A 13,886-nucleotide genomic window follows, 5' to 3' on the forward strand; every position below is an offset into this window, starting at 1 on the left:
TTTAAATGCTGTAGTCGAGCGTTTCGGGAAGCACGGTGAGTTGGTCAAGCGTTATGCCGTCGAGGTACGCATTGATCACTTTTCCGAGTCCTTCCCACAGTTTTATGGTCGCGCAGATCGATTGGCGGCTGCATCCCGTCGCATTGGCTTCGAGGCAGCTCACCGGTGCCAAATCGCCTTCGGTGATGCGCAGTATTTCGCCGACGGTATATTGATTTTTCGGCCTTGCGAGTTTGTATCCGCCCTGCGGTCCGCGTACGCTTTGCAAAAGCCCGTATTTGCTCAAAAGAGAAGTGATCTGTTCGAGGTATTTTATGGAAATGCCTTGCCGTTCCGAAATATCTTTCAGAGGGATAAATTCGTCCTGCTTGTGCTGAGCCAAGTCGATCATAAAGCGGAGCGCATATCTGCCGCGCGTTGATATTTTCATGTTTTCCTACTGAAAAACTAGTATATCCGATCGCTGCGATTTTGTAAAGAAAAAGAAAGTTAATATAGAATTAATTTATTATACTATTTACATTTTTAAAAAATGTGCTATAATAGATTTAATTTCATTTTAAAAAGTTATAAAGTGAGAGAATTACAATGCAGCCGAACTCAAGCGTTGATTTCTTCGACGAAAACGAACGTCGGGTAAATCAAGTTGTCGTAAAATTATACAGTTTATTCACATTTGCGGGGCCGGTCATGCTCGCCGCGCGGTATTTCAATATCTTTCCGAAAGCGAATTATACGCTTTTATTTGCTTATACGCTTTTTTTCACAGTTTCAAGCATTTTTTTATTTTGGTTTATACGGCGCGTTCCGTACGCGCATTATACGAAATACATTACGCTCGGCGCGCTTGAGCTGCTCGTTATTTTCCTTTCGATTATGCCGGGTATATCGGTTTTTATTTTGTATGTGCTCGTACCGGTATTGAGCTGCATGTATTATAAAAAGCACTTTACCTATCGGGTGATCATCGCCTGTTATATCATGATGATCGCGTCGCTGTATATCAGGAGTCGAGCGGTGCAGCCCTATCCTGCAGGAGCGCTTTACGGTATACGCTGGTTTATAACATACGGCAGCGGTTCAACGCTCGAATATATATTCTGCGTTATCCTTTCGTATAATGTCGTATCGTCGGCGCACGACAGTCTGCAAAAACAATATGAACAGGATATCCGTATCCGCGCCATGCAGACAAAGCTCATCGAGGGGTTTGCAAACCTCGTCGAGTCGAAGGACCACACGACGGGTGAGCACGTTAAGCGTACGAGCGAATACGTACGGCGTATCAGCTTAAAGCTGCGTGAACTCGGTCATTATACCGATGAGTTGACCGACGACGTTATCGATACGATGACGAAGGCGGCGCCGCTTCACGATTTGGGAAAGATAAGCATTCCCGAAGACGTCCTTTCAAAGCCGGGACCGCTGACGAAACAGGAATTCGAAATGATAAGACGGCATCCGCTGTACGGTGCGAGCCTCATCGAAAAATATCTTTCCGGCATAGAAACCGACGAATATACGGAAACCGCCCGGTCGATGACGCTCGGACATCACGAATGGTGGAACGGCGAGGGCTATCCCCGGCACGTTTCGGGAACGGATATTCCGCTTGCAGCGCGCATTATGGCGGCGGCCGATGTGCTCGATGCCCTGCTGAGCAAACGTCCGTACAAAGAAGCGCTTTCCGTCGATGAAACCGTTGACACGATAAAAGGGCTGTCGGGCAAACAGTTCGATCCGAAAGTCGTCGAAGCCGTAGAAGCGATACGCGGGAGCCTTATCGCCTCTTAAATAATGGGTAATTGATAATGTGTAATTGGTAATGTGTAATTCGAAATTACCCATTACACATTACACATTACACATTAAAAAGCACATTAAAAAGCGCTTATTGAATAAAGGACGGCAATAGTATATGATTATTATATGGTCTGGACGATAGAAGAGTTTGTAGATAAAAAAACCGTCGATGCCCTTTCCGTATTTATAAAATCGAATGACGAAAAAGATTTTTCCGGTGCAACGGATATCATCGTACAAGCGTTCGGCTTCGGCAACCAATCGTTTTCGCAAAGAAGTGCGGTCGATGACGCCAAACTGACGGTGAGTTTTAAAAATAATCTTGCATTGTTGATTCAAAAAACGTGGGTTGAAAAAACGGATATCGAATTGAAAGAACGCATTCTCTACCAGCTTGAACAGTTCCGCTCCGATTCCGCGCAGACGTGGAAAGCGTCTTATGCGCTGTTTCTCGATATTCTCTATAACGCGGTGTATCTCATGTTCGGAGAGCAGGTGCACACGGACGATTTCAATGAATACGCGCTGCGCATCGATCCCGAATTCGGCACGTACTGGTGGTATGTAGGCAGTTTGCCGCGCAATGCCGATTGGCCCGAAACGAAGTGCCGCGATGCGATTTTACTCGGAATGTACTTCCTGGCAAACTATTAGGACGAAAGGCGAGTTTCGAAAGTATTTCTAAGTAACACTGTGCTTTCGGCGAGAACTTCGTTTGTAAATGCGGCCGGGTTCAGCGTGTTCCCGGCTTTTTGTTTTTGAGGCTGACGATGGATTTAAATAACGTATGCGCTTCCCTCCGGCGAGGAGCCGAAAAACTTGCCCTGCAAAGCGCGGCGCAAAAAAACTGCGCGCTTTTTGCCGTTGCCGCCCATATCGATTCCGATCGTTCCGCACTCCTTGCGGCGAACTCGCTCGACGTGAGCCGTGCCGAAAAGGTGGGTATGCCGCGCGCGCTCGTTGAACGGCTTTCGCTCGACGATAAAAAAATCGACGATATCATTGCGGGTATGCGCATCGTCATCGCGCAGGAAGATCCCGTGGGCGAAGTCGTCGCCGGCTGGACGACACCGAACGGTATGCGGATACGGCAAGTGCGCGTTCCGCTCGGCGTCGCGGCGATCATCTACGAATCGCGGCCGAACGTTACCGTGGATGCCTTTTGCCTCGCATACAAAAGCGGCAATGCGATTTTGCTGCGCGGATCGTCTTCCGCGCTCGAATCGAATAAAGCGCTCGTTTGCGCGATCAAAGACGGATTGCAAAAAGCGGGCGTTCCCGAAGCGGTCGAACTTTCGGAAAGTGAAAGCCGCGAAGACGTTACGGAGATTTTGCACGCCGTCGGAAAAATCGATGTCGTGATTCCGCGCGGCGGCAAAGCGCTCATACAAAACGTCGTGCAAAATGCGCGCGTGCCGGTCATCGAAACGGGAAGCGGCGTGTGTCACCTCTATGTCGATGAAACGGCGGATGCGGAGACGGCGGTGGCGATTGCCGAAAACGCAAAGCTTCAGCGTCCCGGGGCGTGCAATGCGATCGAATGTATTTTGGTCAATAAAAAAATCGCGGATGATTTTTTGCCGCTGCTTGAAAAAAAATTGGCCGGTCGTGCGCAGCTCCGCGCGGACGATGTGTGCTATCCGATTTTGAAAGCCGCATCCGAAAAAGACGAAGTTGCAAAAGGCGGGCTCTACGGGGCGGACTGCGTTGTGCACGCGAAGGACGAAGACTTCGGATTTGAGTTTCTCGATTACGTATGCGCCGTCCGTGCCGTCGACTCGGTCGATGAAGCGATCGAATTCATAAACACACACAACACGAAACATTCCGAATGCATCGTGACGAACAACCTCTCTCATGCCCGCAAATTTCAAGCGCAAGTCGATGCCGCCTGTGTCTATGTCAATGCATCGACGCGCTTTACCGACGGCGGAGAGTTCGGCTTCGGAGCGGAGCTCGGCATAAGTACGCAAAAACTCCATGCGCGCGGGCCTATGGGCATCAAAGCGCTGACGACGACGAAATACGTCATCGACGGCGAAGGACAAATTCGATGAGTGAAACGGAAGCGGTAAACGGAAAAGCGATCGCGGAAATTATTAATCGGTCGCGGAAAATCGTTATCAAAATCGGCAGCAACACGCTTGCGGATGCGACGGGTTTGCCGAACGACGGCTTTATGGAAAACTTCGCACGTCAAGCGAAAGCACTCATCGACGGCGGCAAACAGCTTGTCGTCGTGTCGTCCGGCGCGCAGATCAGCGGGCTTGCGACGATCAAAGAGTGGGCCAGAAAGCGCGACGTTCACTATCGGCAGGCGCTGTGCGCGATCGGGCAGGTCGAACTCATGGACAGATGGCGGAGCGCGTTCAATAAATACGGCTTGCATATCGGTCAGTTGCTTTTGACGAAGGACGATTTTACGAACGACCATCGCACGCTCAATATACGGAATACACTTTTTACGCTCGTCGACGAAGGCGTCGTTCCGATCATCAACGAAAACGATTCGGTGTCTTTCGATGAAATCAGAATCGGCGACAACGACAATCTGAGCGCGCTGACGGCGGTTTTGTGGAGCGCGGATCTTTTGATTTTATTCAGCGACATCGACGGTGTTTACACCGATAATCCCAAGACGAACAAAGACGCAAAACTCGTTGCAACGGTAACCGATATCGCGTCTCTTCGAAAATCGATTACGATCGGTGCGACGAATTCGTTCGGTACCGGCGGCATCGAAACGAAACTCGAAGCGGCCGAACTTTCGACGTCGTACGGGATACCGCTCCTTCTCGCAAAGGGTACGGACAGTGCGCTTGAAAATCTCGCGGCGGGAAAGGAATGCGGTACACTCTTTTTTGCCGATGAAGAAAAACTGCTGCAGGATATCAGGCGGTCTTGAAACGCGAGCTAATGATTCTGAAACCGCATCGAATATGCGATTGCAGAAATTATGCGAAAACCGACAGCGTATGTGCATTCGTGGGAACCGGCATTGAATACGTTTGCAAAACGGCGGTGCTTACGTTCTGTTGTTGATTATTAATTTTTAAAGCGAGGCGGATATGGCGGATGCTTTCGATATGAAAAAAATCACGGTAAGCGTTATCGGCTGCGGGGCGATGGGAGGAGCGGTTATCCGCGCACTGTGTAAAAAAATCGATCCGCAGTCGGTGAAAGTGAGCGCAAAACATTTTGAACACGCCGAAGCGATCGCGGCGGAAACGAAGTGCGTCGCGGTTCCGACGAATTCGGAAGTCGCCCGAAAAAGCGATTACGTTTTTATCGCGGTAAAGCCCGCTTACGTTCTCTCCGTGCTTGAAGAGATTTCGGACTCTCTCAAAGGTGATGCGACGGTCGTTTCCATGGCCGCAGGCATTCCGCTTGATTCGCTCTCTAAAGCTTCGGGAAAACCCGTTGTGCGCATTATGCCGAATATGCCCGTTTCCGTAGGAGAAGGGATGACAGCCCTTGCGGCTTCAAACGATGTAAGCGAAGAGCGCGTTGCGGCTATATGCGCCCTCCTTGAAGCTTCGGGGAAAGTCGAGCGCGTCGATGAAAAACTTATGGACTGCGTAACGGCGGTGAGCGGTTCGGGGCCGGCATACGCGTTCGTGTTTATCGAAGCGCTTGCCGATGCCGCCGTACGCTCGGGTATGCCGAGAGATGCGGCCTACGTCTATGCGGCGCAGACGGTAAAGGGCGCTGCCGCTGCGGTTCTTGCCGGCGGAAAAAATCCCGCTGCTCTGAAAGATGCCGTATGCTCTCCCGGCGGTACGACGATCGAAGGGGTCGCCGCTTTGGAAAAAGGCGGCTTCCGATCGGCGGTATTCGATGCCGTAAAAGCCGCCTGCGAAAAATCCGCCGCTATGAGCAAACGGTAAGGCAGTGGCTTGTTTTCGCAAATCGGCCGGCATCGTTTATTGTTTTTGTGCGTTATTATTTTTTGTAATTTCGTTTTACTTTGAGCGTCGTCGTCATTTCCAGCGGTTTATCGAGAATCGTTATCTTCGTAATCCGCGCATAAGGCTGCAGCGTGTGATTTACCGCATCGACGTCGGCTTGGATCAAATGACGTATGTCATCGTTCGAAAAAGAATCGCCTCGTTCTATGCCGATTTTTTTGAACGCTTCGTCGCTCGGATAGATCAGCGCTTCGATGCTTTCCGATTTCGATTCGTCGTCTTCGACATAACCTTGCGCCGTGATCTGCTGAATATTGTCGTAAAGCTGGAACGCGTCTTCGATCTCTTCGGGATACACGTTTTTTCCGCCCGACGTGACGATGATGTTCTTTGCCCGTCCGCACAGCGAAATATAACGTTCGTCGTCGATTTTGCCGACATCGCCCGTTTTGAAAAAGCCGTCGTCGGTAAACATTTTCGCAGTTTCTTCCGGCATATTGTAATAGCCTTTCATCACCATCGGGCCTTTGACGGCGATTTCTCCGATGCCGTCTTTATCGGGATTGATAATTTTAACTTCTTCGTACGGATAAAAATCTTTTCCGACGCTTTCGATTTTAAAACGTTCGACCGGATTCAGCGCGATGATGGGGCTCGTTTCGGTCAAGCCGTACCCTTGAATAAAATTGATACCCGCAGCGTTGTACGCTTTGAACACGCTCGAAGAAAGCGGACCGCCTCCGCAGATTGCGACGCGCAGCGTGTAGATGTTAGCCTGTTGGAGTACCGCTTTGAACAGCACTTTGCCGGGATTTTTTCCGGTGAGTTTTTTGACGAGGTAGGAAAATCCCATGAGAAAGCGCATGATGCCTGCGACGAGTACGCCTTTTTCACGGATGCCTTTTTTTATGCCGGCGAGCAGTTTGTTGTACAAAAGCGGCACACCGAGCATAACGGTGATCTTGCCTTCGCGCAGTTCTCGCATGAGGCGGGAGACGGCCATGTTTTTTCCGAATACGATTTCGGCTCCCGTCGACAGCGGGTTGATAAACGCCGCCTGCATCGTGTACGCGTGATGAATCGGAAGGAGCGCGTAAAATACGTCTCCGTTATAGTGCCTGAAATTCAGCTGCGCGATATAGCAGTCGCTTATTAAATTTTCGTGCGTGAGCATGACGCCTTTGGGCGTGCCCGTCGTTCCCGACGTAAATAAAATCGCCGCGACGTCGCCGCTTTCGGCTTCCCGGTTCGCTTCGATTTTACCGTCGGCTTTTAAATTGCAAACATAGGTTTCCGGATATTTCGGACTTAGGGACATGACTTTCAAAGAGGCGGCATTGCGTGCGAGCGATTCGTATTTTTCTTCATCGACGAAGATGATTTTCGGATCCGATACGCGCAAAAGATTGTCGACTTCGTTGTCGCGCAGCGCGTAATCGATCGGGACGACGATACCGCCGGCAAAGAGAATCGCCAAATACGCGATCGCCCATTCGGGCGAATTCTTTCCGGTTACGGCAATCCGATCTCCTTTTTTAACTCCGTTCGCCGTGAGCCACGCCGCAAGCGATTCTATATTTTTCAGCGCTTGCGCGTAACTGAAAGACCGTTTTGAAGCGTTCGGGCCGTCGAAATCGGTAAAGCACGGACTGTCGGGAAACCGCTCTGCGGAAATCCGAAACACTTGCGGAAAAGTCGGCCATTCGCCGTTGAACACTTTGCCGCGGTATGAGTCGAAAAACGACCAGGGAAGATTGTTTGTGTTTGTCATAATGTACTATTTTATCACATAATTGTGAAATCGGGGGATAAATTTATGTGATTTGCAATTCGATTTATTCCTTGTCGTCCGGTAATACACGCAAACCTTTTTCATAAATATATACGGGTATTTCATCACCGACGTGATATATTCCGTTTTGCAAAAAAGCGGGGTCATTCATCGTAAGTGTGTTTTTACCGATAGTGATTTCGTATTCCATTTTTTCACCGAAAAAAGTTGCACGTTCAACGAAACCTTTAAATGTTCCGGATTTATCGATATGCATAAATTCCGGACGTATCATGACAATAACCGCATCTCCGACTTTTTCTCCACTATCGGAATTTTTCGCAATTTTTACGGCAACTCCCATCGTTTCGACGATGAGACAATTATTTTCAATTTTTCTGACAATACCGTTTGTAAAATTTGCTTTACCCATAAAATTCGCAACGAATGTATTTGACGGCCGAACGTAGATTTCTTCAGGCGTACCGATCTGTTCGATTTGCCCTTTGTTCATAATAACTACGCGATCAGAAATTGCCATCGCTTCAGCCTGATCATGTGTAACGTAAACACTGGTAATATTTAAACTCCGCTGAATTTTCCGAAGTTCTTCGCGCATATATTCTCGCATTTTAGCATCGAGATTTGAAAGCGGTTCGTCAAATAAGAGGATTTTCGGTTCTGTGACGACCGCCCGCGCAAGTGCTACACGCTGCTGCTGTCCGCCCGAAAGTTGTTCGGGAATACGTTTTTGATATTCGGTAATGCGCATCATATCAAGAACCGCAGTTACTTTTTCTCGTATGACAGCTGCAGGTAATTTTTTTATACGGAGCCCGTATGCAATATTTTCGTATACGCTCAGATGCGGAAAGAGAGCATAGCTTTGAAACATCATGCCGACATTGCGCTTGTTGGGCGGCAGCGCTGTTACGTCGGTGTCACCGAATGTGATCGAACCTTCCGTCGGAAATGAAAATCCCGACAACATGCGGAGAATCGTCGTTTTACCGCAGCCCGACGGACCGAGCAGCGTTACGAGCTCTCCGGGATGTATCTCAAGCGAGATATGATTGACGGCAAGCGTACTCGTTTTTTTATCAGCTTCCAAAAATACTTTTGATAAATTTTCTATTTTTACGCCGATCGGCACAATAGTTGTTTTATTCATTATTTTTCACCTTTCCTTTTACCGATATGATTTACCGTATATTGCATTCCCGCAAAAGCAACAAGCACAATACCCATCAAGACGACACAATATGCCGCGGCAGCGCCTAAGCGGCTGTTTTCCACTTCCGACATAATCATAACGGTAAGCAAATTCCAATATACGGAAACGAGAAATATGACGGCACTGATACTCGTCATTGAACGCACAAATGCATTTACCATTGTCGTGTATATTGCCGATTTAATAAGCGGCAATGTAATGTGCCAAAATGTATATGTCGTACTTGCTCCTTGTACCGTGCTTGCTTCTTCGATGGACGGATCGATTTGTCGCAATCCGTTCGTCCCGGCTTCTATACCGATCGACATATTTCTGAACATAAGTGCAAGAATCAATATGGTTGCCGTTCCCGTTAATAAAAGCGGCGGTTTGTTAAAAGCTATGATATAGCCTATACCGAGTACGATTCCCGGAACTGCAAATGTAAGCATCGACGCAAATTCGATGAACCGCTTACCGATAAAATTCTTTCGTATGACAAGATATGAAATTATCATACCGGTAAAGGCCGTGAGCGGAGTTGCGATCAATGCAAGGATAAATGAATCCTGTATATAATTTTTACCTCGTGAAAACACAAATCGGTAATTGTTGAGACTTATCGTGTTATCGACTCCCCATGTTTTTACGAGAGAAATCCTTACGACGGTGCTGTAAAACAACAATACGATAAACGTTAAAAGCATACAAAATATAAAAAAAACGATATCGAGTCCGACTACACGCGGACGGTCGGTCGAATTTTGCGGCTTACCGGAAACGGTAATAAACGATTTTTTGTTTATCCAATACCGTTCGATAATAAACGCAATGACACTCGGCAATAAAATGGATATGGCGATAAGAGAACCGGTGCGCGTATCGTATAAGCCGTTTATTTGAAGATATGCTTCAGAGGAAAGTGTTGCATAATCGCCGCCGAGCAATTGCGGATTTCCGAAATCGCTTATCGACTTGATAAAGACGAGTAAAAAGGAACTGAATATGGCAGGAATGCACAACGGAAACGTTACGGTAGAAAATACGCGCCATTTGGACGCGCCGAGACTTTCACCCGCATCTTCTACGGAACGGTTTATCGATTCCAATACACCTTTTATATTGAGATATGCAAGCGGAAAAAAAGCGAGACTTTGTACGACGACGAGTCCTTGCAATCCGTACACATTGGCATTTTTTATGTGCAATAAATCTCTCGTTATAATGCCGATTTTGCCGAACAATAGAATCATTGCAAGCGACATAACGAACGGCGGTGCAATAATCGGCAAAATTGCCATTACGTTGAAAAATCTTTTACACGGCATATTTGTCCGCACGATACCGAATGCAAATATAAATCCGACAACGGTTGAAATCGTCGCAGAAAGAATGCCGAGAAAAATGCTGTTTCGAAATGCACGCCAAAAATCGTTATTTGTAAATATCTTTATTAAAATCGACAGATCAAAAGAATTTCTATCCCATATAATTTTTTCAAAAATTTTGAGCAGCGGATAAACTGAAAAGAGGAATAGAAAAACGGCAACCGTAATTACAATAACGATAAGCATGGGTTGACGCAGAAGTGCACGACGTTCATTTTTCTTTTCTTTTGCCGTAAGCTCGGATATATCGCCTATTTGTGTCATTATAAAATCCTAAAAGAAAAGGCGGGCTATTCGATTTCGGATAGCCCGTAAAAATTGTTATTTCAACACGTTGTCGGAAGAACGAACTTCGTTGACAAATCGTTGAATAAGTCTGCTTCTGTTTTCACTTGCGAATTTTCGATCGACTTTAATGGTATTTAATTCTGCAAACGGTGTGGCGCCATTTGTAAGTGCGGCGTTTTTATTTACCGGCAAACGGTTGAATGTATTGCCGAAAAGCTCTTGCCCTTTTTTACCGATTGCCCATTCGATAAAACGTTTTGCATTTTCGGCATCGGCACTGGGGCCGTTCTTGATAAGACCGAGACCGGTAATTTCATAGGGCGAGCCTTCTTTTGGATATGTTATCAACAAAGAATAACCGCTGTTGATTGTGTTAATCGCATCGCTCGACCAGCATAGACCTACACCGGCTTCGCCGAGTCCCGCCATTCGTGCCGGTGCGGCACCGCCCTTTGTATACTGTACGATGCTTTTGTCGAGCTTTTTCATATATGCAAGCGCTTGATTTTCACCCATGAGCGAAACAAGACCGCTCAGCCATGCATAGGCTACGCCCGATGTACCGGGATGTGCAACGCTGACATTTCCTTTGAATTCAGGTTTAAGCAAATCGTCCCAGCTTTTCGGAAGAACGATATTATTTTCCTTTACCCATTTTTCATTGCTTGCGAAACAGAGGACTGAAATAGAGTGTGCAATCCAAGAGCCGTTCGGATCCTGCAGTTCTTTCGGGAGCTCTTGGATATTTGACGGCGTAAACGATTCTATAAGTCCTTCTTTTGCTGCCGCTGCAATAGTATCGATCGACATTTGTACCAGATTGACTCGAGGATTCTCTTTTTCCGCTTGCATACGCGTAAATACTTCGCCAGCACTTAAGCGAACAAAGTGTACTTGAATGCCCGTATCTTTTGTAAATTCGTCAAATAAAAATTTTACTTCGTCTTCTTGATACGCCATATATGCGCTGAACGAATTCGACTTTCCGTTTTTGTCCGATAAACCTTCGGCGGCCACCGTACTTACAAGGCATACGGCTACGGCAAATACGATCCTTAGTTTTTTCATTGTTTTCCTCCTGACATAGATAAACTATTTTCGGGAACGTTCCCGATTTTTATGCAAAAATTATTTTTCGGGCAGCGGTTGTCTTTCGTATATACAACCTTGTCGGTACACAAATGCTTTTCGGTTTTTTATTTTTCCCCTCAATCATTTCGAGCATAAGGTTGCCTGCTCTGTCACCGATTTCTTCAATCTGTTGGTGCACCGTCGTCAATTGAATACAAAATAATTGACTTGTGTCTCTGTCGTCATAACCCATAATAGAAATATCTTCAGGAACGCGGATACCGTTTTCTCTAAGATACTGCATTGCGCCTATTGCAAGCTGATCATCGCCGGCAAAGAATGCAGTAACGGAAGGATTTATATCAAGCAGTTTTTTTGATGACGCATAACCTACTTGAATACGAACCATCGGATCTTGATACGAATCATTCGATACAATGATCTTTTCCAGATTATGTTTTTTTATACTTTTTTCGTATGCTGCGGTGCGCTCAAGTCCGACAAGCGTTTCAAATCCGATATAACCGATTTTTGTGTGTCCGAGCGAAATAAGATAGTTTATCCCCTGCTCGATGCCTTCAAAATGATCCGAATCGACATAGGGTATGATACCGGCAAGCGATTTCGGTGTTTTCCGCCTGAGTGATATAATCGGTATCGTCATTGAGCGCAGCTTTTCGCAGAATTCTTTATTCCAATCATCGGGTGTAATAAAAATACCCTCGTAACGATATTCTTCTGCATGCCGTAAGAAGTTGAAGATTCGCTCCATATCGCGCTGCACGTTGATATAAATTATCGAATAACCGGACTGTTCAAGACGTTTTTCCGCAGCGATGGCCATTTTCGGAAAAAATCCGTCCGATATATCGGGAATCATAAAACCGATGGTTTTCGTTGTATCGGAAACGAGATTTTTTGCAATACGATTGATGGTATAATGCATCTCTTTTGCCGTACGCCTGACAAGCATTTTTGTTTTTGTGCTTACCCCCTCGCTGTCGGTAAGAGCTCGTGATACGGTTGATTTTGAGAGATGCAGTTTTTCGCCGATATCTATAATCGTCGTACCTGATTTTTTTTTCGGGAACGTTTGCATTAATTTATTATCACCCCGTTTTTACACTTTGTCAAATATTTTTTATCGAATCTTTTCTCAAACCGCTGAAAAAATCCCCGCTTTTCGCCTATAATAGAAGTATGGGAATTTTACGAAGGAGTCTGTACGTCGGCATGGTTTTGCTTGTGCTCTGCTCGGCGGCATACGCCGCATCGAAAACGGAAACGGCTCAGGCGAAACGCGAAGCTCTTATCGCGGAAGCAAAAAAATATATCGGCTCTCCGTATGTTAACGGCGCGACCGGTCCGGAATCGTTCGATTGTTCCGGCTTTATCTATTTTATCGCGCGAAAATCGGCAAAGGTGCAGCTTCCGCGGAGTTCCCATGCCATATATCGATTTGTCGAGCATATTTCGGACGATGAAATCGAAGCGGGCGATTTGCTGTTTTTTTCGGCATCTTCGTCGGGGCGCATAACGCATGTCGGTCTGTACATCGGCGGTGATAAAATGATCCACGCGGCGAGCGACGGTCCGAAAACGGGCGTTATCGTTTCGTCGTGGAACGAGCGATATTGGAAGACGCATTACGTCGGCGCGGGGCGTTTTATTTCTTCGGCAAAAGGAGCGGCCGGCGCGGCTTCGGACAACTCCGATAAACAAAAATCCGATGCGCCTTCTTCCGGTAAAGATCGCGATAACAAAGCAAAGGGCACTGCGCCATCCGATAAAAACGGAACCGATAAGGGTACGCCGTCAAAGCCTTCGCATAAAGGTACGTCAAAAATCGATACTGCGAAAAAAAAGAACGGCGGCGATTCCGGTGCATTTATCGATAATTTTTACTGCAGTTTTTCGGCGGCAATCGATTGGTCGTTTTTTAAGGATAATGCTTTTGACGCGAATTTCCGCGGCGCTTGTACCGAAGCGGACGTAACGATCCCGAAATGGCCGCTTTGTCCGGGAGTCGGAACGATGATTCGGGGGTACGAAGGAGGTGCGGTTTTCGTTCCGCTTATGCTCGTGCTGTCGCCGGTCGATTCTGTCCGTATATATGCGGGTCCTGCCGTCGCACTCGGTGCTCCGACGTTTTCAGGCGAACGCATGAGCGTATCTTCTTTTCCCGGCGTTTTCGGTATATCTTTTTGTACGCCGCCGCTCGATGCGGGCAGCGTATCGATTCGTTTTACACAAGATATCTCGTATACCGTTTTTAAAAAACGCGACGGCTCAATGCCTTCCTTTGGCGATGCGTTTTGCACGGGCTTTGCACTTGTGACGGGCATACGTGTGAGCCTTCCGATGCGCGCTTTCGGCGGCAAGCGCGGTACATGACACGTTTTCAAAATAATTTTTCAAATTTTTTCAAACCGATAGACGCGGAA

General features: G+C 47.1%; 12 protein-coding genes. 6 read left to right on the forward strand and 6 right to left on the reverse strand.

What is annotated here, in order from left to right; genetic code table 11:
• Window position 1: 1 nt before the first annotated feature.
• Window positions 2-430 (reverse strand): RrF2 family transcriptional regulator, encoded by a 429-nt coding sequence (locus H9I36_RS09445; protein ID WP_187385108.1) that lies wholly within the window; start codon window positions 428-430, stop codon window positions 2-4.
• A gap of 158 nt (window positions 431-588) precedes the next feature.
• Here H9I36_RS09445 and H9I36_RS09450 point away from each other — a divergent pair, with 158 nt between their 5' ends.
• The 5 genes from H9I36_RS09450 to proC all read left to right on the forward strand — a co-directional run bounded on the left by H9I36_RS09450 (window position 589) and on the right by proC (window position 5,690).
• Window positions 589-1,794, forward strand: coding sequence for an HD-GYP domain-containing protein (locus H9I36_RS09450; RefSeq protein WP_187385109.1), 1,206 nt, complete (start codon window positions 589-591; stop codon window positions 1,792-1,794).
• A 135-nt stretch (window positions 1,795-1,929) separates the two neighbouring features.
• Window positions 1,930-2,457 (forward strand): hypothetical protein, encoded by a 528-nt coding sequence (locus tag H9I36_RS09455; RefSeq protein WP_187385110.1) that lies wholly within the window; start codon window positions 1,930-1,932, stop codon window positions 2,455-2,457.
• 116 nt (window positions 2,458-2,573) lie between these two features.
• The gene (locus H9I36_RS09460; RefSeq protein WP_187385111.1) at window positions 2,574-3,860 is read left to right on the forward strand and encodes a glutamate-5-semialdehyde dehydrogenase; all 1,287 of its coding nucleotides are present in this window, start codon (window positions 2,574-2,576) and stop codon (window positions 3,858-3,860) included.
• Window positions 3,857-4,708, forward strand: coding sequence for a glutamate 5-kinase (gene proB / locus H9I36_RS09465; RefSeq protein WP_187385112.1), 852 nt, complete (start codon window positions 3,857-3,859; stop codon window positions 4,706-4,708). Before H9I36_RS09460 ends, proB begins: the two co-directional genes overlap by 4 nt.
• Before the next feature lie 163 nt (window positions 4,709-4,871).
• Window positions 4,872-5,690: a pyrroline-5-carboxylate reductase gene (gene proC, locus H9I36_RS09470; protein ID WP_187385113.1), complete on the forward strand. Its 819-nt coding sequence runs from the start codon at window positions 4,872-4,874 to the stop codon at window positions 5,688-5,690.
• A gap of 55 nt (window positions 5,691-5,745) precedes the next feature.
• Here the strand turns inward: proC and H9I36_RS09475 are convergent, their stop codons facing one another.
• The 5 genes from H9I36_RS09475 to H9I36_RS09495 all read right to left on the reverse strand — a co-directional run bounded on the left by H9I36_RS09475 (window position 5,746) and on the right by H9I36_RS09495 (window position 12,541).
• The gene (locus H9I36_RS09475) at window positions 5,746-7,482 is read right to left on the reverse strand and encodes an AMP-dependent synthetase/ligase (protein WP_187385114.1); all 1,737 of its coding nucleotides are present in this window, start codon (window positions 7,480-7,482) and stop codon (window positions 5,746-5,748) included.
• Window positions 7,483-7,546: 64 nt separating this feature from the next.
• Complete coding sequence (locus H9I36_RS09480) at window positions 7,547-8,653, reverse strand: ABC transporter ATP-binding protein (protein WP_187385115.1); 1,107 nt, start codon at window positions 8,651-8,653, stop codon at window positions 7,547-7,549.
• A complete protein-coding gene (locus H9I36_RS09485) occupies window positions 8,653-10,347 on the reverse strand; it encodes an ABC transporter permease (RefSeq protein ID WP_370586966.1) in 1,695 nt (564 codons plus the stop codon). The genes H9I36_RS09480 and H9I36_RS09485 overlap by 1 nt, the downstream gene beginning before the upstream one ends.
• A 57-nt stretch (window positions 10,348-10,404) precedes the next feature.
• Window positions 10,405-11,439 carry an ABC transporter substrate-binding protein gene (locus tag H9I36_RS09490; RefSeq protein WP_187385117.1) on the reverse strand — a complete coding sequence of 345 codons (1,035 nt, stop codon included), beginning with the start codon at window positions 11,437-11,439 and terminating at the stop codon, window positions 10,405-10,407.
• 49 nt (window positions 11,440-11,488) lie between these two features.
• A complete protein-coding gene (locus tag H9I36_RS09495) occupies window positions 11,489-12,541 on the reverse strand; it encodes a LacI family DNA-binding transcriptional regulator (RefSeq protein ID WP_187385118.1) in 1,053 nt (350 codons plus the stop codon).
• 101 nt (window positions 12,542-12,642) lie between these two features.
• Here H9I36_RS09495 and H9I36_RS09500 point away from each other — a divergent pair, with 101 nt between their 5' ends.
• Entirely contained in the window at window positions 12,643-13,836 is a 1,194-nt protein-coding gene (locus H9I36_RS09500) for a C40 family peptidase (RefSeq protein ID WP_187385119.1), read from the forward strand.
• Window positions 13,837-13,886: the final 50 nt, after the last annotated feature.

Origin of the sequence: Treponema sp. Marseille-Q4130, assembly GCF_014334325.1 — a bacterium.
Lineage (GTDB): Bacteria > Spirochaetota > Spirochaetia > Treponematales > Treponemataceae > Treponema_D.

Coding starts and splice junctions, on each gene's coding strand:
- proB (WP_187385112.1), top strand. CDS start 3,857: ATGAGTGAAACGGAAGCGGTAAACGGAAAAGCGATCGCGGAAATTATT.
- H9I36_RS09500 (WP_187385119.1), top strand. CDS start 12,643: ATGGGAATTTTACGAAGGAGTCTGTACGTCGGCATGGTTTTGCTTGTG.
- H9I36_RS09475 (WP_187385114.1), bottom strand. CDS start 7,482: ATGACAAACACAAACAATCTTCCCTGGTCGTTTTTCGACTCATACCGC.
- H9I36_RS09495 (WP_187385118.1), bottom strand. CDS start 12,541: ATGCAAACGTTCCCGAAAAAAAAATCAGGTACGACGATTATAGATATC.
- H9I36_RS09455 (WP_187385110.1), top strand. CDS start 1,930: ATGGTCTGGACGATAGAAGAGTTTGTAGATAAAAAAACCGTCGATGCC.
- H9I36_RS09450 (WP_187385109.1), top strand. CDS start 589: ATGCAGCCGAACTCAAGCGTTGATTTCTTCGACGAAAACGAACGTCGG.
- H9I36_RS09480 (WP_187385115.1), bottom strand. CDS start 8,653: ATGAATAAAACAACTATTGTGCCGATCGGCGTAAAAATAGAAAATTTA.
- H9I36_RS09490 (WP_187385117.1), bottom strand. CDS start 11,439: ATGAAAAAACTAAGGATCGTATTTGCCGTAGCCGTATGCCTTGTAAGT.
- H9I36_RS09460 (WP_187385111.1), top strand. CDS start 2,574: ATGGATTTAAATAACGTATGCGCTTCCCTCCGGCGAGGAGCCGAAAAA.
- proC (WP_187385113.1), top strand. CDS start 4,872: ATGGCGGATGCTTTCGATATGAAAAAAATCACGGTAAGCGTTATCGGC.
- H9I36_RS09485 (WP_370586966.1), bottom strand. CDS start 10,347: ATGACACAAATAGGCGATATATCCGAGCTTACGGCAAAAGAAAAGAAA.
- H9I36_RS09445 (WP_187385108.1), bottom strand. CDS start 430: ATGAAAATATCAACGCGCGGCAGATATGCGCTCCGCTTTATGATCGAC.